Annotated in this window: 15 protein-coding genes and 1 pseudogene; 9 read left to right on the forward strand and 7 right to left on the reverse strand. The window is 47.8% G+C overall.

The window, feature by feature from the left end; all coding sequences use genetic code 11:
* Window positions 1-43: 43 nt before the first annotated feature.
* A complete protein-coding gene (locus H6F91_RS02180) occupies window positions 44-349 on the reverse strand; it encodes a helix-turn-helix domain-containing protein (protein WP_206754886.1) in 306 nt (101 codons plus the stop codon).
* Window positions 350-451: 102 nt separating this feature from the next.
* Here H6F91_RS02180 and H6F91_RS02185 point away from each other — a divergent pair, with 102 nt between their 5' ends.
* Complete coding sequence (locus H6F91_RS02185) at window positions 452-673, forward strand: hypothetical protein (RefSeq protein WP_190775508.1); 222 nt, start codon at window positions 452-454, stop codon at window positions 671-673.
* 14 nt (window positions 674-687) lie between these two features.
* Here the strand turns inward: H6F91_RS02185 and H6F91_RS02190 are convergent, their stop codons facing one another.
* Complete coding sequence (locus H6F91_RS02190; RefSeq protein ID WP_190775509.1) at window positions 688-1,572, reverse strand: GNAT family N-acetyltransferase; 885 nt, start codon at window positions 1,570-1,572, stop codon at window positions 688-690.
* Window positions 1,573-1,816: 244 nt separating this feature from the next.
* Here H6F91_RS02190 and H6F91_RS02195 point away from each other — a divergent pair, with 244 nt between their 5' ends.
* Window positions 1,817-2,644 (forward strand): dual specificity protein phosphatase, encoded by an 828-nt coding sequence (locus H6F91_RS02195; protein ID WP_199307590.1) that lies wholly within the window; start codon window positions 1,817-1,819, stop codon window positions 2,642-2,644.
* A 152-nt stretch (window positions 2,645-2,796) separates the two neighbouring features.
* Here H6F91_RS02195 and H6F91_RS02200 read toward each other — a convergent pair whose 3' ends face one another.
* The 4 genes from H6F91_RS02200 to H6F91_RS02215 form a co-directional block, all read right to left on the reverse strand.
* A complete protein-coding gene (locus H6F91_RS02200) occupies window positions 2,797-3,678 on the reverse strand; it encodes an NAD(P)-dependent oxidoreductase (protein ID WP_190773962.1) in 882 nt (293 codons plus the stop codon).
* 355 nt (window positions 3,679-4,033) lie between these two features.
* Window positions 4,034-5,476 (reverse strand): carotenoid oxygenase family protein, encoded by a 1,443-nt coding sequence (locus tag H6F91_RS02205; RefSeq protein ID WP_190773963.1) that lies wholly within the window; start codon window positions 5,474-5,476, stop codon window positions 4,034-4,036.
* A 66-nt stretch (window positions 5,477-5,542) separates the two neighbouring features.
* Window positions 5,543-6,283: an SGNH/GDSL hydrolase family protein gene (locus H6F91_RS02210; protein ID WP_199307591.1), complete on the reverse strand. Its 741-nt coding sequence runs from the start codon at window positions 6,281-6,283 to the stop codon at window positions 5,543-5,545.
* Between the two features lie 430 nt (window positions 6,284-6,713).
* On the reverse strand, window positions 6,714-10,355 hold the full coding sequence (locus tag H6F91_RS02215) for a pentapeptide repeat-containing protein (RefSeq protein WP_190773964.1): 3,642 nt from the start codon (window positions 10,353-10,355) through the stop codon (window positions 6,714-6,716).
* A gap of 487 nt (window positions 10,356-10,842) precedes the next feature.
* Between H6F91_RS02215 and psbA the strand changes: the two genes are divergently transcribed.
* A complete protein-coding gene (gene psbA / locus H6F91_RS02220) occupies window positions 10,843-11,940 on the forward strand; it encodes a photosystem II q(b) protein (RefSeq protein WP_190773965.1) in 1,098 nt (365 codons plus the stop codon).
* A gap of 405 nt (window positions 11,941-12,345) precedes the next feature.
* On the opposite strand, the gene H6F91_RS02225 is transcribed toward psbA, so the two are convergent.
* Complete coding sequence (locus H6F91_RS02225; protein WP_190773966.1) at window positions 12,346-13,290, reverse strand: alpha/beta hydrolase; 945 nt, start codon at window positions 13,288-13,290, stop codon at window positions 12,346-12,348.
* A 683-nt stretch (window positions 13,291-13,973) separates the two neighbouring features.
* Between H6F91_RS02225 and H6F91_RS02230 the strand changes: the two are divergent.
* The 6 genes and pseudogenes from H6F91_RS02230 to H6F91_RS02260 form a co-directional block, all read left to right on the forward strand.
* A pseudogene (locus H6F91_RS02230) lies at window positions 13,974-14,108 on the forward strand (oxidoreductase); the annotation flags it as partial.
* A gap of 243 nt (window positions 14,109-14,351) precedes the next feature.
* The gene (locus tag H6F91_RS02240) at window positions 14,352-15,872 is read left to right on the forward strand and encodes a hemerythrin domain-containing protein (protein ID WP_190773967.1); all 1,521 of its coding nucleotides are present in this window, start codon (window positions 14,352-14,354) and stop codon (window positions 15,870-15,872) included.
* A 157-nt stretch (window positions 15,873-16,029) separates the two neighbouring features.
* Window positions 16,030-17,322 (forward strand): glycosyltransferase family 1 protein, encoded by a 1,293-nt coding sequence (locus H6F91_RS02245; RefSeq protein WP_347280001.1) that lies wholly within the window; start codon window positions 16,030-16,032, stop codon window positions 17,320-17,322.
* A 107-nt stretch (window positions 17,323-17,429) separates the two neighbouring features.
* A complete protein-coding gene (locus tag H6F91_RS02250) occupies window positions 17,430-19,673 on the forward strand; it encodes a family 1 glycosylhydrolase (protein WP_190773968.1) in 2,244 nt (747 codons plus the stop codon).
* Between the two features lie 218 nt (window positions 19,674-19,891).
* Window positions 19,892-20,416, forward strand: coding sequence for an HAD-IIIA family hydrolase (locus H6F91_RS02255; protein WP_190773969.1), 525 nt, complete (start codon window positions 19,892-19,894; stop codon window positions 20,414-20,416).
* A 250-nt stretch (window positions 20,417-20,666) separates the two neighbouring features.
* On the forward strand, window positions 20,667-20,993 hold the full coding sequence (locus H6F91_RS02260; RefSeq protein ID WP_190773970.1) for a hypothetical protein: 327 nt from the start codon (window positions 20,667-20,669) through the stop codon (window positions 20,991-20,993).

Consider the following 20,993-nt stretch of genomic DNA (forward strand, 5'->3'; position numbering starts at 1 on the left):
TCTTCGGAATTGATAACAGGGCCGCACAAGGGGGAGAGCGGAATTATTCCAAACCTGATGAGATTAGTTGAGGCGACTCAACCCAGAATTCCCTGGGGCTGGACTGCGATCGCCATGGCCTAACGGAAACCATGGCCGGTGTTACTAATCCTGCCGCTTGCAGGACTTTCAACATTTGCCGGACGCTAGCTTGGCTGAGTTGAGTTTGTTGTGCGATCGCCTCTACGGTTAGAGGGCACTCTAAGCTACAACACTCCAACACTTTCAGTGCCGATTGATAGGGTTGTGCCAGGTAAGGGCGAAGCTGATGTTGGAGGTCGGGCGAAAGGCTAGAGCGGAACCACAACAAAAATGAGCCCGCAGACTCTATTTTGCTCAAACTTGTCTGGTGCATCGTTAGGTCAGAACGGTTTGCTATCGGGAGACAATAATTACCCGAAACGGGTCACTTATGTCTAAGGTAAGGTATCGGAAGGGTAATCATATCCGTCGAAAGATGGATGTAGGTACATTTCAACCAGCGCGTCTGCATTGGCGTCGTTCTCACTGGCAGGTTTATGACCCACTGAAGGATTACACCGTTTGTTTTGACGATGAACAGAGGTTGCTGGAGTGGCTGGAGCATCAACATCACCGCAAAGCTCGCCCTGATCCCTGGGATCTAGATGCGTAAGTGTTTGTTTGCCCTTATGTTCTTTTCTCGTAAACCCAAAATTCGCCTGTTGGGGATGCACTATAACCTGCCTGCTCAAGCGCGCTTAGCAGAGGAGCCGTCTTCAGGAAGAACCCGCTAACTTTGGGGTACTTCAGGTGAAAAGCCAAGCTCTTCATCCCTTCCAACAACCCCACAAGCCCATCTGGGTTGCCCTCAATATGACCAACCCATAAGACTGAATCCTCATTCTCTAGATGGCTCTGAATCAACAAGCCCTGTAGCGGATGATGCCAGTACCCCCAAACCTTTCCCCCCTGTAAACGCTCTTGCAATTGCTTCCGGGTCAGTGTTTGCCATTTAGCGCCCCGGCAGATAAAAAGTGGTGATTCTTTCCCCTGCTGAATTAGTTGCCATGCTTGTTCACAATCATCTACTGTCAGTTGCTTAAGAGGTTTAGTAGATGTGGCTTTTAGATTTACGGTTTCAACGGAAATCGCCTCCGCAGAGTGAATCAGGTAGCGCCCAACCAGCTCATATCCTCGTCGCTTAATGATTGGGGGCATGGCATGATTCCAGGCACCAACACAACAGCGAATCGTTGAAATATTTCGGCTCTGGAAGTAGTGGGCGATCGCCGGATCTAAGCACCGCACCACTCCTCGTCCCCGGTATTGTGGATCAACCCGTAACCCTTCCCACCACCCTTCCTGATCGGACAGTTGCACCATTCGGGTCATAGCGATCGCCCGCCCTTCAAACTCTGCCACCAGAATTTGTCCTGATGGATCGCCCATCCACACATCCCACACCTCAGCAATATAGTCTTCGGTATCGGCCCAGGTATGCTGGCAAAAGTCTAAAACAGCTGTTTTGTCTTCCGGTTGAGCTGCACGCACGATGAGGTTGTTTAACTCCATTCTGTTCCGATCTCTAAGTAGCCCAACTCAATTAAACATAAAATCCCAAAAAGCTGTGTGGTCCGTGAAGTGGGCGGCACAGCTTTTGGGAATCGCGCCTACATAAACCCTGCGGGTGTGAGCATGGCACCCCCATACTAAATACAGCCTTGTGCGTGTAGATAAAGTACGTTGGTGTAAGACCCTTCGCGTTACATACCCATGTACCTAACGCGGTTCTTGATTACCATGCAGGGGAGAGCCGATGAGCGTTTCTCGATTTTCGCAATTTGTCGATATGAGTCCCTCTATTGCAGAGCAGCGATCGCTCTACATGCTGGAGTTTTTTGGTGCATCCGTTGTACTGTCGAGTGCCTATCCCGTTGAGCATTTAAAGGTGCAACTTTGGACCAATGCCCTGAGCAAGTTCAACAGCGAGGGCGATTGGCATGGAATCGACCTGGCCTATCAACGACAGGATGCCAACGGTAATTTAGTCTTTGAAGGTGGGTTTAGGCCCACGAGTGAAGGGGACTATGCCTTTACTTATCGGGTTGCCTCAAATGTTGATCCTGAGTGGCAATGGGCGGGAGAATATGGACAGGACGGGCAGTTACACGTCAAATTGCCGTCACCGAGGGGCGATCACTGGACTCAGGGGGCTCATTATGTAGAGATTTACCCTCACGTCTATGTTGGTAACTTCATTGCGGCTTCTCAGGCCGAAGAATTGGGCATTGATGCAATTTTGAACCTGGCTTCAGAATTAACACTCTCCCACCCCATTGAGTCTGGCATCGCTTACAGGAAAATGGGAACGCTGGATGGGGCACAACACCCCATTTCAGATGACATCTTGCTGGCATCGGTGCAATGGATTGAGGAACAACTACAAACGGGCAAGCAGAAAATTTTGGTTCACTGCCGCGCTGGCATTGGTCGCAGTGGCTCTGTTGGCATTGCCTATTGTTTCTCAAAGCATCCAGATTGGAATTATGACCAGACGCTGCAATATATCTGGAGTAAGAAAGCCAACATTTATCCCCACCGCAACCTTCAAGATAGTTTGGAGCGGTTATTTCCAAGACATTAATAGATCAATATTCTGGACAGTTTTTGTGAAACCCTTGATTTTGCGTGCGTGAAGCGCACGCAAAATCAAGGGTTTCACAAAAACTGTCCGAACTAATGAATAGATGGGTGTTTGAACCTCACACCTCCAAAGTCTGAGGCTTGAACGAAAGATTATGACAAGCCTGCTTCCTGAGATGCTTTGAGGGCTAACCCCGTCCAATCAATATCACTTTTTCCATCCGCAACTAGAGCGAGCAGGCGATCGTGTAGTAGGCTAGCCAAGGGCATTGGCATTTGGCTTTCTTTTGCAGTTTGTAGGGCTAATGTCACATCCTTTAGCCCCAGCGATAACTTAAAACCTGCGGGCTCAAATTGCTGCTGAGCGATCATCCGCCCATAGTTCTGGTAAATTGGGCAGGCAAACAGTGTTTGACCAAACAGGTTAGCAAGGGCGGTGCGATCGATGCCATTCTTCTCAGCCAGGGTAAACGCTTCTGCCATGGCTTCGATCGCCGAAATGATCATGAAGTTACCCGTTAACTTCACGACATGGGCGGCTTCTGGTTCTTCCCCAAAGTCAAACATTCCCTGCCCCAACTGTTCCAGAATAGGTTTAACGCGTTCTTTGGCAGTCGTTTGGCCTGAGAAAGCAATCCACAGTTTGCGGGCAGCAGCAGCATCCGGACGTCCAAATACTGGAGCCGCAACGTAGTGAGAACCTTGCTCTGCATGTAGTTCAGCTAGTTTGCGAGCCGTCGCAGGAGATACGGTACTCATGGAAAGATGAATACCATCGTGCCCCAAAGTTTTCAGAATGCCATCACCCAATACAACTGCTTCTAAAGCCGCATCATTGGCTAGCATCGTAATCACAATGCCATCAGATTTTGCTACGTCAGCAGGGTGATGAACGAGCTGTGCGCCTTGTTCAACCAGCGTTTGTGCCTTTTCAGGTGTGCGATTGTAAACGTTCAGCTTGTAGCCTGCTGTTAGCAAATTAGCGGCCATCGGCAAGCCCATATTACCTAGACCGATAAACCCAATATCACTCATGTTTTACTTCTCCTTTGGTAGATTGGATAATATTCTGATACCACATTGAAACGTAATAGCGAATTTAGCAAAACTAAGGACATACAGCGCTTTGCGCTTGAATCAACCACGGTTGTTTTTGTGAGAGCCGCGCTGAGCGCGGCTCTCACAAAAACAACTAGATTTTAAGCGCTTAAAAAGTGCTGTATTAACCATTTGTAGGGGCGGGTTTGGCAGACAATCCCTGTCTGTATGATTAACCTTGATGCAAAACCTGCCCTTGCTACTGCTAGCAATTGATAGCGGGAGGGCAGGTTTTGCACCAAGATTGTATGGCTAATATAACGGCAAAGCTCGCTTCTATAAGCCCTGTCCATTAACGATGGAGTTGAGTGCGTTCTGTGGGTACGATCGCATCAAAATATTGCCCATGAAAATCAAAGGGTAAATGATACGGTAGCTCAACCCTGGCTAATTCATTCCATGATTGAGCATCTAACACCAGCAGAAAAGAGTTCTGTGTCTGGGCATTCAACACAACCGATAAAATAACCCCTTCATCCTCTGATGTGGTATTGGGTGCGGCGACAAAAACGGGTTCGCCAGGATAGCAGTCGGGCGATCGCCAAATCTGCGTTGTCCTATTCTGAATATCCACTTTGACCAATTGATCAATAAAGTTACCCGATCGCGAGCTACCCACTCCATAAACAAATTGATAGGGACGTGTGTTGCATCGTTGGTAGTTAATGCGCGGTAACTCAACGGGTTCGGATGTGAGAACTTCGAAGTGGGCGATCGCCTCATTAAGTGGAATGCGATAGCGACGCAGTTCTCCAGCGGCAATTACCTGTTCGGGATGCTCCAGTAACGATTCTAGATACAATGATTGAATCACGGCTGAGTCCGAGTATGCAATCAGGTCTACAACTACTTCACCGTTCTGCTCAAAGGCATTGACGTGATGGAAGGAAAAGAAGGGTTCACTTTCAGCAGAATGAACAACCTCACCCGTCTCTTTACTGATGATTAGAAAACGTGTCTGTTTGTCCGACTTCCACTGATAGTTTTCAATGTAAGGCTTGCCGCTGAGCATCAGACTCAGGCGATTCAATTTAAGAGGATATTCTGACAGAATAATGTAATGCTCTGTCATGCTAAAGGTATGCATATAGGCAGGCTGCTTCACAGGAATAGAGCCAATTAACGTGCGCTCGTTACTGTGGGCATCCATCCGGTAAATACTATAGCTGCAACGAGGAATGAGATTGACTAAATAGCTATAGACTGCATTTTCCCGGTAATCAAAATGAGGATGCGCTGTCGTGATTTGTCCGGGGACGTGATCGTGATAGTGAAACTGATCAATGGTATTGAGACTTTGAGGATCGAAAATGATGGGAAATGGGGATTCTGTTACGGAGACAAAGCGATCGCCCTGCATCGTAATGTTCACCGTCGCATTATCCGTGAGCCGTGGCAGCGGATCGGTCAGGCGCTCTAGAAACGAATGCCGAGCGGTTGTGCCAAATTCACCCCGACTAATTTTGCCCTTTGATTTTGCTTCCCGATAAGCCTGACTTTCAAGAAAGCGATTGGCAAAGGAAACTCGTCCATCCTCAAAAGAAAACTTGCGAAGCATGGCAAGCCCATCAAACCAATGATGGTAGGATTGCTGACCCACTTCCAGCGTCCCCGGCCCTGTCCGAATCAGGCTTCCTCTTAACCATGAGGGGATAGTTCCCTGAATAGGCAGGGCATTGAACTCACCTTCTTGATGAGCAGCCGAGAAACCGAGCTGATAGGGGGCGATCGCCATAAAACTCCTCAAATTTTACGTCTAGTGACTTGTCCAGGCTGTGTTTAGGCTCAACTCATCACCTTCTTAACCAGGATGACTACTGTTATCGATGTTATGCATCACATAGGGAAGAAACGCACGCCGAACCTCTGAAGCACCTTGCAGGCTGGGCTCAATAGTGGCAGTGAACCAGGACGGATCGCCCTTCAAAAAGTGGGCATGCAAATCAACAAATTGCCCGTAGCGGTTGGCAATCTCTTGAATTGAGGTATTCATACGTTGAAGATTTTGACGGGCGATCGCCGGATCAACTCCCGAAAAGTTACGGCTGTCGTCCCCCAATGTCGGGTCATAGACGCTGCCCAGGAAAATAGGTCGGATGGGCAACTGCTGCACAAAGGCATCGAGGGCACTGGCAAAGGCTGTAATGCCTGGGCCTGTATCTCGAATGAGACCACGCAGCAGGTCATTTCCCCCAACGGTAATGATAGCGATCGCCGGTTCCTCAACCTGCAAGCCCTTTATTTGAGAGGGTAAATTCTCGACCGTTGCGCCATCTTGAGCTCGGTGTTCAAGACGAGCTGAGCGACGAGAAGTCAGGTCTTGCCCCTTAAACTCGGGGAACAGGCGATCGTCATTTTGCACCAGCAACTGTCCCGGATGCACACCAAACTGGTTGTAATGCCCACAATCTAAAATTGAATCGCCAAATGTATAGAGTGTTACCATGGTTTGCTCCTGCGGACTACAGCCTAAGATTGTCAGGAGTCCCGCTCCTCCCGCAGCTTGCATAAATCGTCGTCGCGTCGTCCGCAACGTAACCATTCCCTTCTCCTTCAGCCTGACGCTTAAAGGTTGATTTTTCGCGCACTTCAGGCACGGAAAATCAACCTTCAAAACAGACCCTAACATTAGGAAATAAGGGATGATATGGGTCAGAAGATGGATTTATGGCTGAACCACTCAATGTAGAGGAATGAGTTGGGCTAGCTGCGACCCGTCTAGAAATTGATCCGGCAATTCTTCAGCTTGTACCGATCATCACAGGCAAACACAACACCTCATTCTGGGTTGTAGGCGATCGCCTGTTTATCTTCAATTTGCTTAATCGTAACCAACGTCAGCTCGGGATAAACCGAACCGCCCATTATTGCGTGCGCAACGCGCACGCAATAATGGGCTTTTTCGAGTGCCGCGCGAAGCGCGGCACTCGAAAAAGCCCTTAACCCGAACTGAGGTTAACCACCTACTTAGGCTAAATCTCCACGCCTGATGCACCCAGTGCTCGGAGCGTTGATTCTTGCATAGAAGATAAACCGGTTGCGCCGCTAATGTTCATTCCTTCATAAGGAAGATCACTCCTGATTATCTTGATGCATGCTCCAGTTTCGATATCCCAAAAACGAATCGTGCGATCGCCACTACTACTTGCCAAAACAGGCATTAATAATGAATTCTCATCCGGAAGAATCGTAAATGTGAGGGTAAAAATCCACTTGCTATGTCCTGCCAAAACTCTGAGACATTCACCCGTTTGAACATTCCACACTTTAATACTGGAATCCATACTGGCGCTAACCAGGCGTTGGCCGTCGGGATGGTAGGCGATCGCCACAATAGGACTGGAATGCGCTTCTATGAGCCGTAGCGCTGCCCCTGTTTTTACATCCCAAAGTTGAATATGACCGGTTTCGCAATTGCTGGCCAGGGTCCTACCATCCGGGCTGAAGGCGATCGCTCCACCCCAATCAAACGTGGCAGAAAAATGCCATTCGACCCGATGCTGTAAGACCTGAACACATTCACCCGTCGCCGCGTCCCAGAGGCGAATGGTCTGATCAACACCGTAGCTTGCTAGCTGTTGCCCATCTGGGCTATAAATTACTGCAACTACTGGGCTGGCATGATTCAATGTCTTGAGACATTGACCGGTCGCGACATCCCACAGGCGAATTGAATAGTCTACACTGCAAGTTGCCAGGGTATGACCATTCGGGTGATACATGACCGACCAGACAAAGCCTGTGTGCCCCTGCATGATGCGTAAGCAGCTCCCGGTAGCCACCTCCCAGAGCCGAACTAACCCATCGACACCAGCCGTTGCAACTGTCTGATCATGGGGGCTAAAAGCAACCGATCGCACCCAAACCCAATGCCCTTTGAGTAGCTTTTTGCATTGTCCGGTTTGCACATCCCAGAGCTTTGCAGTTTGTTCTTCACCGCTGCTCACAAGAGTTCGGCCATCCGAGCTAAAGGCGATCGCCCAAATGCTGTCGCTATAGCCTCGCCAGGTTTTCAGGCATTGCCCATGTTGCAAATCCCACAGCTTCATGGTTTGCCCCTCATCACTACTAATCAGGTAGCGGCTATCTCGTGTAAACAGTGCAACCCGTACACCATACTCATGTCCATACAAGGTTTTGACGAGTTCTCCGGTGTGAAGATTCCACAGCTTAATGGTCTGGTCCGCACTGCAACTGACTACCATCTGGCCATCCGCACTACAATCCACCCACCAAACCCATCCATTATGAGATTGAGTATGGACGCATTGCCCGGTTTGCACGTCCCACCAGTGCACTTGATTATCCAAACCGGCACTGATCAGAACCTGCCCGTCTGGGCTGAAAGCTATGAATACTAGCGGCATCTGTTGATGGCCGGGTAAGGTAATCCAGTAGTTCCCTGTTTCGAGGTTCCACAGCTTAATCGTGCCGTTATTACAGGCAGCGGCCAGGGTTTGACTATCAGGGCTGAATCGAATGTTAGTTGTCCAATCAATTTGATAGTTAAGAGGAATTGCTGCGTCAGCATTGAGCTTCCATACTTTAATCGTGCCATCTGTAAAAGCTAACCATTGTCCATCTGGACTGGCGGATACAGCCCATACGGTTCCATCCGGGTTATACAACTGGCGGAGGCATTGCCCCGTGTGAATATCCCAAAGTTTCAACAGTTGGTCATCGCCGCCACTGGCGATCGCTTCGCTATCCGGCATAAAGGTGAGCGATCGCACCGTCCCAGCATGAGCTTCCCAGCGTCGTATCAATTCGCCTGTGCTGAGTTGTCGTAGACAAATTTCACCCTGCGTATCTGCAGTGGCTAGCCATTGGCCATCGCAGCTTACTGTCATCGCATAAATATGGTTAAAACTTTCTGTAAACGTCGTTCGAGATAGGTCAGCACCGGATAAATTTGTTTGGCGCAGATAAGTATTTCTAAAATCGACCTGCCAAAGTTTTAAGCGCGAGAGATCATAACCGCTCAGTTCTAACTTGAGCTGAAGTAAAATGTTTAGGATATTTCCAGCAACATATCCTGTCTCGATCGTTGGGTGGTCACGGAGCCAATCCAACATATAGAGTAGAATATTTCCTAAAGCCTTCTTATCTCCAAACAGACGTGTAAGTTGTTTTACAAATGAATTAAGAATAAGATTAATTTGTGTTTCTCTTATGTAATCTTTTGATTGAGCCTTGATTAAAGCATAGTGTTTGAAATAGAACGCAGAAGTTATCGCTGATAGATCTTCTCTAACCTGGTTTATCTCTAAATGAATCTGATTAAGTAGCCGATCGATCACATACTCCATCAGCACAGGTTGTAGTGTAAATAAATTTGTGCTGCGCTCAATCAGCGATCGCCGTTGTAAAGCATCCAGCGCATCCAATAACTCTGAAGGCATCCAGGGATTCAGTAGGTCGGATTGGAGTTCTGTGATCGCTACGGGCTCCCGGTTAATTGCCAGCCACACCATCACCTGTTGTTCTAATCCAGACAAGCGGTTAAATTGCTGATCCAACAGGTCTTGAATATCCCCAAAAATAACGGCTCCCTGGGCCAAAAAACGGGCAATATCTCCAGCGAATAAATCATGGATTGTGGTTGAAACAATCTTCAGGGCTAGTGGATTTCCCGCATAGGTATTGACCAATGTTTGCCAATCCTGATCTGATCCACAAAAGCTTCCTTTTGCTTGCACGATGGTGCGCCCATCACCCGGAGTCACGCCCTTGAGCTGGAGCGATCGCACCGGCAAAAATTCTCCTTCAAGCGCAGCAACTTCCTTGGGCTTTTCCCGACTGGTCAGTACCAAACAACTCTGGTGTTTGAGTTCACCCACCTTTCTGAAGAGCTCACCATAGGACTCAAATCCAGGCCGATAATGACCGACACGCCCCTTTCCTGACTCACTGGGATTTGCCAGAATCGTCTCAACGTTATCAAGTATCAACAAACAACGATGATGTTTGAAGAAGTCTAATAAACTGCCAATTTGCTGGTGTAAATCAGGTAATAGCTCTGGCTGTCCGGGTAGCAGGCCATTCAGTAACACACTTAAGGATGGAGCATTGTGAAGCGATCGCCAAATTACATGAGTAAAGGACGTAGAAGCATTCTTCCCAAACTCAACCAGTTGTTCTGCCAGTTTCGTTGACAGGGCGGTTTTTCCAGTTCCGCCAATCCCAAGAATGGCAACCAGGCGACAAGTATCACTGATAATCCACCGGCTCAAGGTGGCTAACTCCTGAGTGCGCCCGTAGAAAACAGAAACGTCGATGGCGTCTCCCCAATCCTGATAGGGGGGAGCAGGTTGAGGCGCTAACGATGAGTCGTTTTGCTGTAGAACGGCCTTTTGGATCTCTAACCGGATTCGCCGTTCCAGAGTGGAGCGAAAGTTATTTTTAGTTACTTTTGTTCCTAACGCTTCGGAGAGAGTTTTCCATAGTTGAAAGCCGACAAGCTTTACATACTCCGCATCATAGCCAACCAGTTCCGCAATTTCAGGATACGTTTTTCGCTCCCAAGATTGCCGCAGAATCATCTCCTGCAAATCACTGCCAATGCCTCTACCAAGGAGTGCTTCGACGGTCGCTAAGGCGTCATCAATGGTCATAACTATAGACGGAGGAAGTTGCAACGCCAAACAAAAACAGGCAGTAACTTCTGTGTCTGTATAAACAGCCACAGAGACATCACAGCCAATCACTCGGGCAAATGTAACAATCCGTATCGTTTTCTTAAACTAAATCCTATACCAACCCTTAGAACCTGAGGGAACTTGGGGGCGATCGCTTAACTTTACTTAATATTGTTCCCCCAAGAACTGGTTCTGTTTTGAAGGTTGCTTGTTGGGCACATGGCGCTCGGAGAACAACCTCTAAACGTTCTAAATAGATGGTTACTTCTAAACAAGAGATTCAAAAGACTGTGTTGCGGGCGGTATAGCCTTTTGAGTCTCTTGTTTAACTGAATTGAACTCCTAACCCTAATTCATAACTTTTGACTAACTTTTACTAACTGCGATCGCCATCTATTTTGCCTACGATGCAATCAACGCTGCTGAGACAGCGAGTTCAATACTCAGGAATTATCCAACATCTATGACAACAACTCTCCAAAGACGCGAGGGCGTCAGTGTGTGGGAGCAGTTTTGCAACTGGGTGACCAGCACCAATAACCGTCTTTATATTGGCTGGTTCGGTGTTTTGATGATCCCAACCCTGCTCACTGCAACCGTCTGCTACATCATTGCTTTCGTTGCGGCTCCCCCTGTAGATATTGACGGCATACGTGAGCCCGTAGCTGGCTCTTTGCTCTATGGCAACAACATCATTACAGGTGCTGTTGTGCCGTCCTCCAATGCCATTGGGCTCCACTTCTACCCCATCTGGGAAGCCGCTTCCCTGGATGAGTGGCTGTACAACGGTGGCCCCTATCAACTGGTTGTATTCCACTTCCTCATTGGCGTGTTTGCCTATATGGGGCGCGAATGGGAACTTAGCTACCGCCTGGGTATGCGCCCCTGGATCTGTGTTGCTTACTCGGCTCCTGTGGCGGCTGCAACGGCTGTATTCCTGATCTACCCCATTGGGCAAGGCTCCTTCTCGGATGGAATGCCACTGGGTATTTCCGGCACGTTCAACTTTATGTTCGTGTTCCAGGCAGAGCACAACATTCTGATGCACCCTTTCCACATGCTTGGTGTTGCAGGCGTATTTGGAGGCGCATTATTCAGTGCAATGCACGGTTCTCTAGTAACCTCGTCCCTTGTGCGTGAGACGACCGAGATTGAGTCACAAAACAATGGCTACAGATTCGGTCAGGAGGAGGAAACTTATAACATCGTGGCTGCTCATGGGTACTTTGGCCGTTTAGTAGGACGCACAAACGAAATTATTTTGGGCGTGAACGCCAACAGTCGCACCTTACACTTTTTCCTTGCTGCTTGGCCTGTTGTCGGCATCTGGTTTACGGCTCTGGGTATTAGCACTATGGCGTTTAACTTGAATGGTTTTAACTTCAACCAATCTGTGCTCGATTCCCAGGGGCGAGTCATTAATACCTGGGCTGATGTGTTAAACCGCGCCAACTTGGGCATGGAAGTTATGCACGAGCGCAATGCGCATAACTTTCCCCTGGATCTGGCATCGGGTGAAGCAGTTCCAGTGGCATTGAAGGCCCCTCATCTGCTGAGTTAATTGTTTTTTAGAAGTTGTAGTTGTCATGTAATGAGTGCTTAAATTAGTGCTCCCTGGTAAGGGAGCACTTTTTGTTGGCGAGGTATTCTTTAGACCTCCTGCGTGAATCGTTGCGCGGTGCAGCCGCGCAACGATTTACGCTCTCAGAAATCGATTCATTCAGAAGGTCTTTTGAGAAGATGGATACTGATATATCTGGCGTGACCCTGACTATTAGCCAGGGTCTGTTTTAGAAGCCACTTTTTTGTGCACTTCATGCACAAAAAATGCCTCTTTTAGCTACTTTCAAAGCACACCCTAATTCACCATCTGTCAAAATTCTGCTGGTGAAGTACTAGCCCAGTAGCACTGAGGTTCTAAATCCAGATTCGTTGTGATGGCTTCGTTATCACAACGAATCTGAATTTAGAACCTCTGCTCTGTATCTGGATTTTTGATGGGCTCTTGAGCGAATGCTAGCAAATGATTCGCAACGGTCTTGGGCTGGTCGTAGTGGGGGACATGCCCTGCTTGTTGAATCCAGATTAGTTGGCTACCTGAAATGACTTGTTTAAATCGATTGGCATCTGCTGTACCTAAAACATCATCCTGCGCTCCCCAGAGAATTAGCGTAGGGTGCTGAATTTCAGTAATACGATCGCTCAAATCTGCGTAACCTCCACTTCGTGTGAAGGAGGCGATCGCGTCCTTCCATCCTGGCATCTCTTGATGAACCAAAGAGCAACGTAGTGCATCCACTAGAGCTGTATCGACTAACGGCAAGGCTGAAGCAGCAGTGAGGGCTGCACGTTTGCGGAAGTAGAGCCAATCTGCCCCTAACTCAATCAGTGGGTCGGGTAGGAATTTCCCGGCTGGAAAACTTCCAGAGAAACCAACGCTATCTATCAAAGCCAGCGATCGCACCCAGTTAGGATGATGCAATGTAAAGTCAATCGCTACGGCTCCGCCCAACGAAGCACCGACTAAAACAATTGGTTCTTTAATCCAGGTTTCTAGAACACCGAGGAGATGCTGGCGAATTGTCTGAGGGTTGACTGAAGTCGTAGAAATGTATTCGGTAAAGCCAGAACCAAACAGATCAACTGCCCACACCTCAGAGCGACTGCCTAGCAAAGGAAGCAATCGTCGAAATTCCAACAGGGAACTATCAAATCCATGTAGCAGCAGAATGGGGCTTGTGCTGGGTACAGAAGGTGCCTGAGGATGGTAATGAACATAAGCTGTAGTCACCGCAGTTTTTCCAGAAACGAAGAAGACTGGAAGCATTTGACGTTTCATCTGCTGGAGGAGGGCGATCGCCTCCGCATCTCTAATATCCGCAACCGAAGATGGTAGAAAATCAGAAAACATGGTTCCAAGCGCCCTATTAAAAATGCTGTTATTCCTGATAAGTTAAAAGCCATAATACTGGGTATCTGCAATGCTCTTTATAGCACTTCTACGTAAGCCATGAAATGTTTTTGAAGTGAGGTGACATAGCTATCTTAACCTTCCAAACAATCCTTGAACGAGGGATAGAAGATGCAAGCGGGGTCCTACTTCATAGCCTCTTTCCACTAGTGCCTAATTTAGAAGTTATTTTTTCGTGTACAAAGCGTACGAAAAAATAACTTCTAAATTAGGCACTAGATTAGAAAATACTGTAGTAAATGCAGTGAGTTCAGTGAGTCATTTATTCACGCTGTGTATACTATTGCTTTAGCCTCTATCGAATGAATGAATTAGAGGTGATAAAAGGATTGATTTTAGAAGGTTTAAGCCTGATATGCCTAACGGCCGTAGGGGTCTCATTCTTGAGTCTGTGGTTTGATATCACGAAACTTAGTCAACTAATAAATAGTCAGAAACAAAAGAGAATTTAAAGAGAATGCTGTAAAGTTTGCTCATTGAATACAAGCACAACGATATTTCTCCAGGTTTAGATGCTTCTATTTAGACTGAGTCTTACAGAGATACTTTTATCAGCCCATAGAGGCCACATTTTTCTGCCTCAGGGAGGACTGCAAATTCTTCATTCGTTGGAGGAAATCAGTATGGGTATTGCACTCAAACCCCTTCACGAGCAGGTGATTGTCATTACAGGTGCTTCTAATGTAATGGGTTTAGTTACTGCCTGTATGGCTGCTCGACAGGGAGTAGAAGTTGCTCTGGCCGCTCGTGAAGACGTATGCAGGTGTTTCCATCTTCAGGCGCTGCATGGAAGTTTCTATTCCTGAGTGGTTTTGATTTGACGAGTGTAGGGCTAACTTATGCTAATTGAGCCGGGGCGAGTCTATTTCGAACCAATTTAAGTCGTGCCACTTTAAAGAGAGTTAACCTGAGCTATGCCGATTAGCAGTTGGCTTAAGCTGCGCCCGGCTTGGGAGAACAATTTTGCCAAATGGTAATGTATCAGATGGTTAAGGAGGATTATGTTCGGCACCATTGACGATACAAAGCGGATTGCGATCGCTGTTCAATTGGCAGAAATGAAAGCATTCCAAAATCTGCTTATTTCTAATGAGCGAGTTTTGATGGATGCTGTTGAGGATGGCACCATTCGCCAGCAACTACAAGCAATGCTGGAGCAAGACCAGAAAAACCTGGGCGTTCTAGACTCGACGATCACGCAGTATGGTATTCAGGGCAAACTCAGCACAGGTGTTGAGGAAAACCTGAATACCATTCAAGGCTACATGGAAAATTCTGACTTTCCCCTTGCGGAGAAGGTATTTCGCCATGAATTGCTGAAGCACCAGCAAACCATGGCTGGAGAAGTCATTCATAAAGCCGCACAAATCATTGGGGCTGACGTTGCAATGGCGATCGCTCCCCTCCACACCATTAACTTTGAGAATCGTGCTCATCAGGAACAACTCAAAGGAATTTTGGAAATTCTAGGTGTACAAGAGTTAACCGGGCAGAGCCCAGATCAGGGGTTCTGGGGCAGAAGTGGGGATGCGATCGCCGCTCTCACAGGTGTTGTGGGTAGTGTCGTTACCCGAACGGATGATGAAATGAGCATCCGTGATCTGCTCCTGATGGATCATAGTAAGACCGATGTTCTCTTTGCAGAAATCCTGGGGAGTGACAATCCACAGAAGATTCAGGAGTATTTTGGACAGCTTTATCAGGATGTTAAAGTCCATGGTTTAGCTGAAGAACAAGTGCTATATCCGGCTGTTCAGCCCTATTACGATCAGATGCAGGAGATTGTTGATCAGACAGATCATGTCATTGAAATGCTCGATGCGATGAAGCCGCTTGATCCTGCTGCTCCTGACTTCAAGGCTCAGGTTGAACAGCTTCGCCTGGCGGTTCGAGGCCATATCGACCAGGAAGAAAGCGATGTATTTCCGAAGCTCAAAGATAACTTTGACCACGAGCAACAAAAGCAATTAGCAACTGAGTTTAAAGCTGCAAAAAGCAAACTTCAAAAACAACAAGCCCAGCCATCAGAAAAAAGACCTGTTTCGTCTCAGACTCAGCCGAATCAGAGTAGTGGACAAGAAAGAATGAAAACTGGATTCATCTTCTTGAATCAAACTGCTCCATGGAAATTAGTATTCCAGTCAAAGGCTGTGATTAATTGGTTCGAAGCAGTTGTATTTTTGTTAGGCGATCGCTGGATACGAACTTGGTTACAAACGGAACCTCTAGTCAATTCTGAATACTCACAGCTTTTTTATGGGCTGGTCTTCATTATTGGAATTGGTTATTGGTGGGTTAGTAATGATATTCAGCAAAACCATGGCATTGTTAGATTAGGGATCTTAATCCAATCCAGCGTCTTTCTTATACTGGCCTACCATACGCTATTAGGAAACTTGCATCCCCTCTATTTGGTTTCAGGTGTTCTTGATCTCATTTTTGCCATACTCTTCAGTATATTTCTTTACTCGTCAAGATTTAATTTGAGGTTGAAAAAAATACAACCTATTTCACATAACTGAAGAGTTGATCTGTCGCCAAACTAACAGAAAAGATGCGTGGCTTAACACTTCTCCTTCCATTAGTAGAGACATTGTTTACCTCTTCAAGTAGTTCCTTTCAAGGCATCTTTAGCTTTATTTTGGATCTATCACCTATAAAAAATAGAAGAAGGGCATCGTGAGTCAATTCAGTCCATCCATGCTTAGTCATCCGTCTTTCCTAAAGACTGAAGATGTTCTATATGGCAATTCTGATTTAGTCTGCTTGTCTCACTTGCGATGGGATTTTGTGTATCAACGTCCTCAGCATCTGCTAAGCCGTTGCGCTCAGAAACGACGGGTCTTTTTTGTTGAAGAACCCGTTGTTGAATTCACCGATTCCTGGTGGATTGAAGTGAATGAGCGCGAGCCAGGAGTCTGGGTTGTTGTGCCCCACCTGCTGGATTGGGTGACGGATGAATTGCGTACAGCCATGCACCAGAGTTTGATGAATGAGCTGTTTGAGCAGTTTGCGATCGCCAACCCCATTCTCTGGTACTACACTCCATCAGCGCTGCCCTTTACCCATCACTTATCATCCTCGGCTGTTGTGTATGACTGCATGGATGAGCTCTCTGCATTTAAGGGAGCATCCCCAACCTTGCGGCATCTAGAGCAAGAACTATTTCAGCGAGCTGACGTAGTCTTTACAGGTGGGCAAAGTTTGTACGAAGCCAAACAACATTTGCATCCCAACATCCATGCTTTCCCCAGCAGCATTGATGCGGCGCACTTTGGTCAGGCGCGCACTCTGGTAGAAGATCCTACTGACCAGCGAGACATTCCGCACCCACGCCTTGGCTTTTACGGCGTTACTGATGAACGGATGGATTTGGAATTGCTAGATGGTATTGCCCAGGCAAGACCTGATTGGCATTTGGTTATTATTGGGCCTGTCATGAAGATTGATCCTGAACACCTGCCTCAACATCCAAACATCCATTACTTAGGCGGCAAATCCTATAAAGAACTGCCCCACTATTTGGCAGGGTGGGATGTCGCTATGCTGCCTTTTGCCTTAAATGAATCAACTCGTTTCATTAGCCCTACCAAAACTCCGGAGTATCTGGCAGCTGGGAAACCGGTTGTGTCTACTTCTATTCGTGATGTTGTCCGTCCTTATGGGCAACAAGGATTTGTACAAATTGCAGATACGGTAGAAGACTTCGTTGCAGCAGCCGAACAAGCGATGCAACAGAGTCAACAGGAAACAGATTGGTTAACCCAAGTCGATCAATTTTTGGCGCAGAACTCCTGGGATCAAACCTGGGAAAACATGATCCAACAAGTTGAAGCAGCGATTGCCAAGCGCAGCGCTGCACAAAACTCCGTTCGGGCTGCCAATGCAGTTCGGGCAAGCCGAAAAATCAAGATGCCGCGATCTACCCGGGCTGCTGCGGTTGACCGTGCTAATCAATCGCTGAAGCGTTAACGTGTTGCCTTCCTATCACTCTGCTAAAACCTGAGTGATGGGAAGGCGATCGGCGGACTGTGGTGTGACAACGTTTAACAATAATAGTGGACATAGTGAGGCATTCAATGACATCAGAACGGGTGATGCCACCCTTAGCGGTGTGGGCCGGAGTGGAGTGTACGGTCAATCGCATTGGTGATCAATACTTTGATCAACTGGAGTGGAATGGCCACGCAACCCGCATTGAGGACCTGAAGCAGTTCGCGTCCCTTGGAGTGGAAGCAATCCGCTATCCTGTCCTGTGGGAACGGATTGCACCCAACGGGCTGGAGCAAGCAGACTGGTCATGGACAGATGAGCGCTTAGCTTTATTGGACGATTTGGGAATTTGTCCGATCGCTGGCTTAGTCCACCATGGCAGCGGCCCTCGCGATACCAGTCTGGTTGATCCAGCCTTCCCGGAAAAGCTAGCAAAATTTGCCTATGCCGTCGCCCAACGGTATCCCTGGTTGAGCCATTACACCCCGGTCAATGAACCGCTGACGACGGCGCGATTTAGTGGCTTGTATGGGCACTGGTATCCTCACGAACGGGATGACTTGATATTCGCTAAGGCGCTTATCCACGAGTGCCGTGCTACTGTGCTGGCGATGCAAGCTATCCGACAGATTAATCCCAATGCCCAACTGGTTCAAACAGAAGATTTAGGTAAAACCTTCAGCACACCTTTGCTGACGTATCAGGCGCAATTGGAGAACGATCGCCGCTGGCTATCCCTCGATTTGCTCTACGGTCGCGTCAATCCTTCTCACCCCCTCTGGGACTACTTGCAGAAGATTGGGGTTGAGGAAGCTGAATTACGATGGTTTGAGGATAACCCCTGCCCACCCGATATTATTGGCATCAACCGTTATGTATGTGGCGATCGCTTCATCGATGAACGCGTTGATCGCTACCCTCCCCACACCCGGGGGGGCAACGGCAAACATGCCTATGCTGACGTAGAAGCGGTTTGGGTGTGTGCCGATGGTATTTATGATCATGCTGCGTTGTTGAAGGAAGTTTGGGAACGCTACCAGCAGCCTATTGCCATTACCGAGGCTCATTTGGGGTGTACCCGAGAAGAGCAGTTGCGCTGGCTGAAGGAAATCTGGCAGGTTGCCCAATCCTTACGGGAGGATGGCGTTGATATGCGGGCGGTCACGGTCTGGTCACTGCTTGGTACTTACGACTGGAATAGCCTGGTAACTCGTGCAGATGGCTTTTACGAACCAGGGGTCTTTGATGTTCGGTCTACTCAGCCACGACCAACAGCGATCGCCAGCATGGTGCAATCTATGGCCGAAGGATGGGAGTATACCCATCCCGTATTGGATTTACCGGGTTGGTGGCAGCGATCGCAGCGGCTTCTCTACCCCCCGGTGAACTATTCAAATGATGCTGGCGCGTGGGTTGATTCTGCCCCTGGCACAGTTTGCCAATCGGTTGAGATGCGTCGGATTTCAAAAGCTTCGGCGGCGGCTTCCACGCCACCGCTGCTTATTACTGGGGCGACGGGTACGCTGGGGCAGGCCTTCGCTCGCCTTTGTGAAATTCGGGGCATTCCCTACCATCTGCTATCCCGTCAGGAGATGGACATCACGAATTCTGCTTCTGTCGAGGAGGCTCTACGGGAATTCAAACCCTGGGCCATTATTAATGCTTCGGGATATGTCAGGGTAGATGATGCTGAGCGAGAGCCCGACCTGTGCCACCGCATCAACGCTGAAGGCGCAGCCATTCTGGCAGTAGCCTGTGCGGAACGGGGCATTCCAATGGTGAAATTCTCCTCAGATCTGGTATTTGACGGTAGCCAAGCTGCCCCCTATATGGAGAGCCATGAGGTTGCGCCATTGAATGTATATGGGCGGAGTAAGGTGATCGCCGAACAAAAAGTACTCGCTGCCCATCCTGATTCTCTGGTCATTCGTACCAGTGCCTTCTTTAGCCCCTGGGATGCTTACAACTTCTTGACGATCGCCCTTCGCGCGTTAGCTGCCGGACAGCCTTTTGTTGCGGCATCTGATGCAGTTGTTTCCCCCACCTATGTTCCTGATCTTGTCAACACAACTTTAGACTTGTTGATTGACGGTGAATCAGGGCTGTGGCATTTGGCGAACACTGGGGCGATTACCTGGGCTGATTTAGCGCGGGAGGTGGCGACTTTGGCCGGACTGGATAGTAATCGGGTTCAAGCTCGCTCAGTTAAGGACCTGAACTGGGTTGCACCTCGTCCCGTTTATAGTGTTTTGAGCAGTGAACGAGGTGTACTTTTACCGTCATTGGATGGCGCGATCGGTCGTTATTTGAATGAGCGTGTCAGTGCATGATAAATACCCATAAAGCCTTTGTAGAAAGATAGAGAAAAGACTCTTTATTTCGTGTGCGCTTTGCGCACACGAAATAAATTGAGAGATGAACTATCTTGAGAAGATTGTTTATTTCATGTGCGCAAAACGCACATGAAATAATTGGAAAAAATGAATTGTGCCTGGGGAATTTATTTTGTTTGCGTGAAGTGCACACAAAATAATTGGGAGAAATGAGTATGCCTCTATTACTGCTAGACCTTGATGGTACCCTTCGAGAACCTCTCAGCGGACAACGCTACTTCCAGCATCCTCGGGATCAGCAAATAATTGCCGGGGTTGATATAGCCCTACAGGCCTATTCAGATCAATGGATTATGATCGGCATTACCAATCAGGGTGGTGTTGCAGCAGGGCATAAATCCATACAAAGTTGTATTGAAGAACAACAATACATTTTGGAGTTATTACCACAGTTGAGAGAAGTGTATTTCTGTCCTGATTTTGAAGGTAGAAAGTGCTTTCGTGTAACTCGTCATAACTTCTACAATCACAGTAAAACGCACTGGTCAGGGCAGTATCGTAAACCCGGTGCAGGAATGCTAAATCTAGCTATGGTACGGCACAAACATACTCCCGCCGGCACCTGGTATGTGGGCGATCGCCCCGAAGATGAAGCGGCTGCTCGCCGCGCTAAAGTTTCATTTCAGTGGGCAGAACAGTGGATCAGTTTCCATCCTGCCCCTTGCCAAGCGGTTGAATAACTGTGGAAAGTGACAGTTCATAGCAGAACGTGTTTTAAAGATGACTGGAAGATTTTTTTCACAAAGCGAACGGAAAAAAACTTCCAAAGCGGTTTCTGGGGCATTTGAGCGGGTGGTATAACTTGAGGCTTATGCCATTCTGTAAGCTTTCTACCCTACTACTTCCTCTATATCCTCCGAATGGTTCCTGCTCAACTATCAAAAAGTTCATACAACATGAGTATTACTATTTCAACAGAACAGCCAGACGATGGATATTGAGACCTTACAGGCCCAACTGCTGGAATGCGATCGCGCCATCCTTGAGCTGAATTACTTATTCAGCGAGACTTTACAGGAGCAAGAATTACTATTGAATTATAAGAACAGGCTGAGAATCCAAGTCGAGCAGAAAAGAATACGATTCTTCTCGTTAAAACTGCCCTTCCCTAAGGTGGTTAAAAATGCTTTGCAACATCTAGACCAGGAAATTCAACGAACTCAAGCCGAGTTAGAAACTATAAGCTGCAATATCGAAAGCTGCCAGCTATTTAGAATCAGCGTTGAATGTCGGCTAGCCCAATCCTTTGATGGGTAG

Origin of the sequence: Leptolyngbya sp. FACHB-8 (assembly GCF_014695575.1) — a bacterium.
Classification (GTDB): domain Bacteria; phylum Cyanobacteriota; class Cyanobacteriia; order Elainellales; family Elainellaceae; genus Vacuolonema.

What these genes read in the sequence shown, in the direction of transcription:
- H6F91_RS02200 (WP_190773962.1), bottom strand. Translation starts at nt 3,678, where the DNA reads ATGAGTGATATTGGGTTTATCGGTCTAGGTAATATGGGCTTGCCGATG.
- H6F91_RS02190 (WP_190775509.1), bottom strand. Translation starts at nt 1,572, where the DNA reads ATGGAGTTAAACAACCTCATCGTGCGTGCAGCTCAACCGGAAGACAAA.
- H6F91_RS02195 (WP_199307590.1), top strand. Translation starts at nt 1,817, where the DNA reads ATGAGCGTTTCTCGATTTTCGCAATTTGTCGATATGAGTCCCTCTATT.
- H6F91_RS02205 (WP_190773963.1), bottom strand. Translation starts at nt 5,476, where the DNA reads ATGGCGATCGCCCCCTATCAGCTCGGTTTCTCGGCTGCTCATCAAGAA.
- H6F91_RS02215 (WP_190773964.1), bottom strand. Translation starts at nt 10,355, where the DNA reads ATGACCATTGATGACGCCTTAGCGACCGTCGAAGCACTCCTTGGTAGA.
- H6F91_RS02250 (WP_190773968.1), top strand. Translation starts at nt 17,430, where the DNA reads ATGACATCAGAACGGGTGATGCCACCCTTAGCGGTGTGGGCCGGAGTG.
- H6F91_RS02185 (WP_190775508.1), top strand. Translation starts at nt 452, where the DNA reads ATGTCTAAGGTAAGGTATCGGAAGGGTAATCATATCCGTCGAAAGATG.
- H6F91_RS02210 (WP_199307591.1), bottom strand. Translation starts at nt 6,283, where the DNA reads ATGGTTACGTTGCGGACGACGCGACGACGATTTATGCAAGCTGCGGGA.
- H6F91_RS02240 (WP_190773967.1), top strand. Translation starts at nt 14,352, where the DNA reads ATGTTCGGCACCATTGACGATACAAAGCGGATTGCGATCGCTGTTCAA.
- H6F91_RS02260 (WP_190773970.1), top strand. Translation starts at nt 20,667, where the DNA reads ATGGATATTGAGACCTTACAGGCCCAACTGCTGGAATGCGATCGCGCC.
- psbA (WP_190773965.1), top strand. Translation starts at nt 10,843, where the DNA reads ATGACAACAACTCTCCAAAGACGCGAGGGCGTCAGTGTGTGGGAGCAG.
- H6F91_RS02225 (WP_190773966.1), bottom strand. Translation starts at nt 13,290, where the DNA reads ATGTTTTCTGATTTTCTACCATCTTCGGTTGCGGATATTAGAGATGCG.
- H6F91_RS02255 (WP_190773969.1), top strand. Translation starts at nt 19,892, where the DNA reads ATGCCTCTATTACTGCTAGACCTTGATGGTACCCTTCGAGAACCTCTC.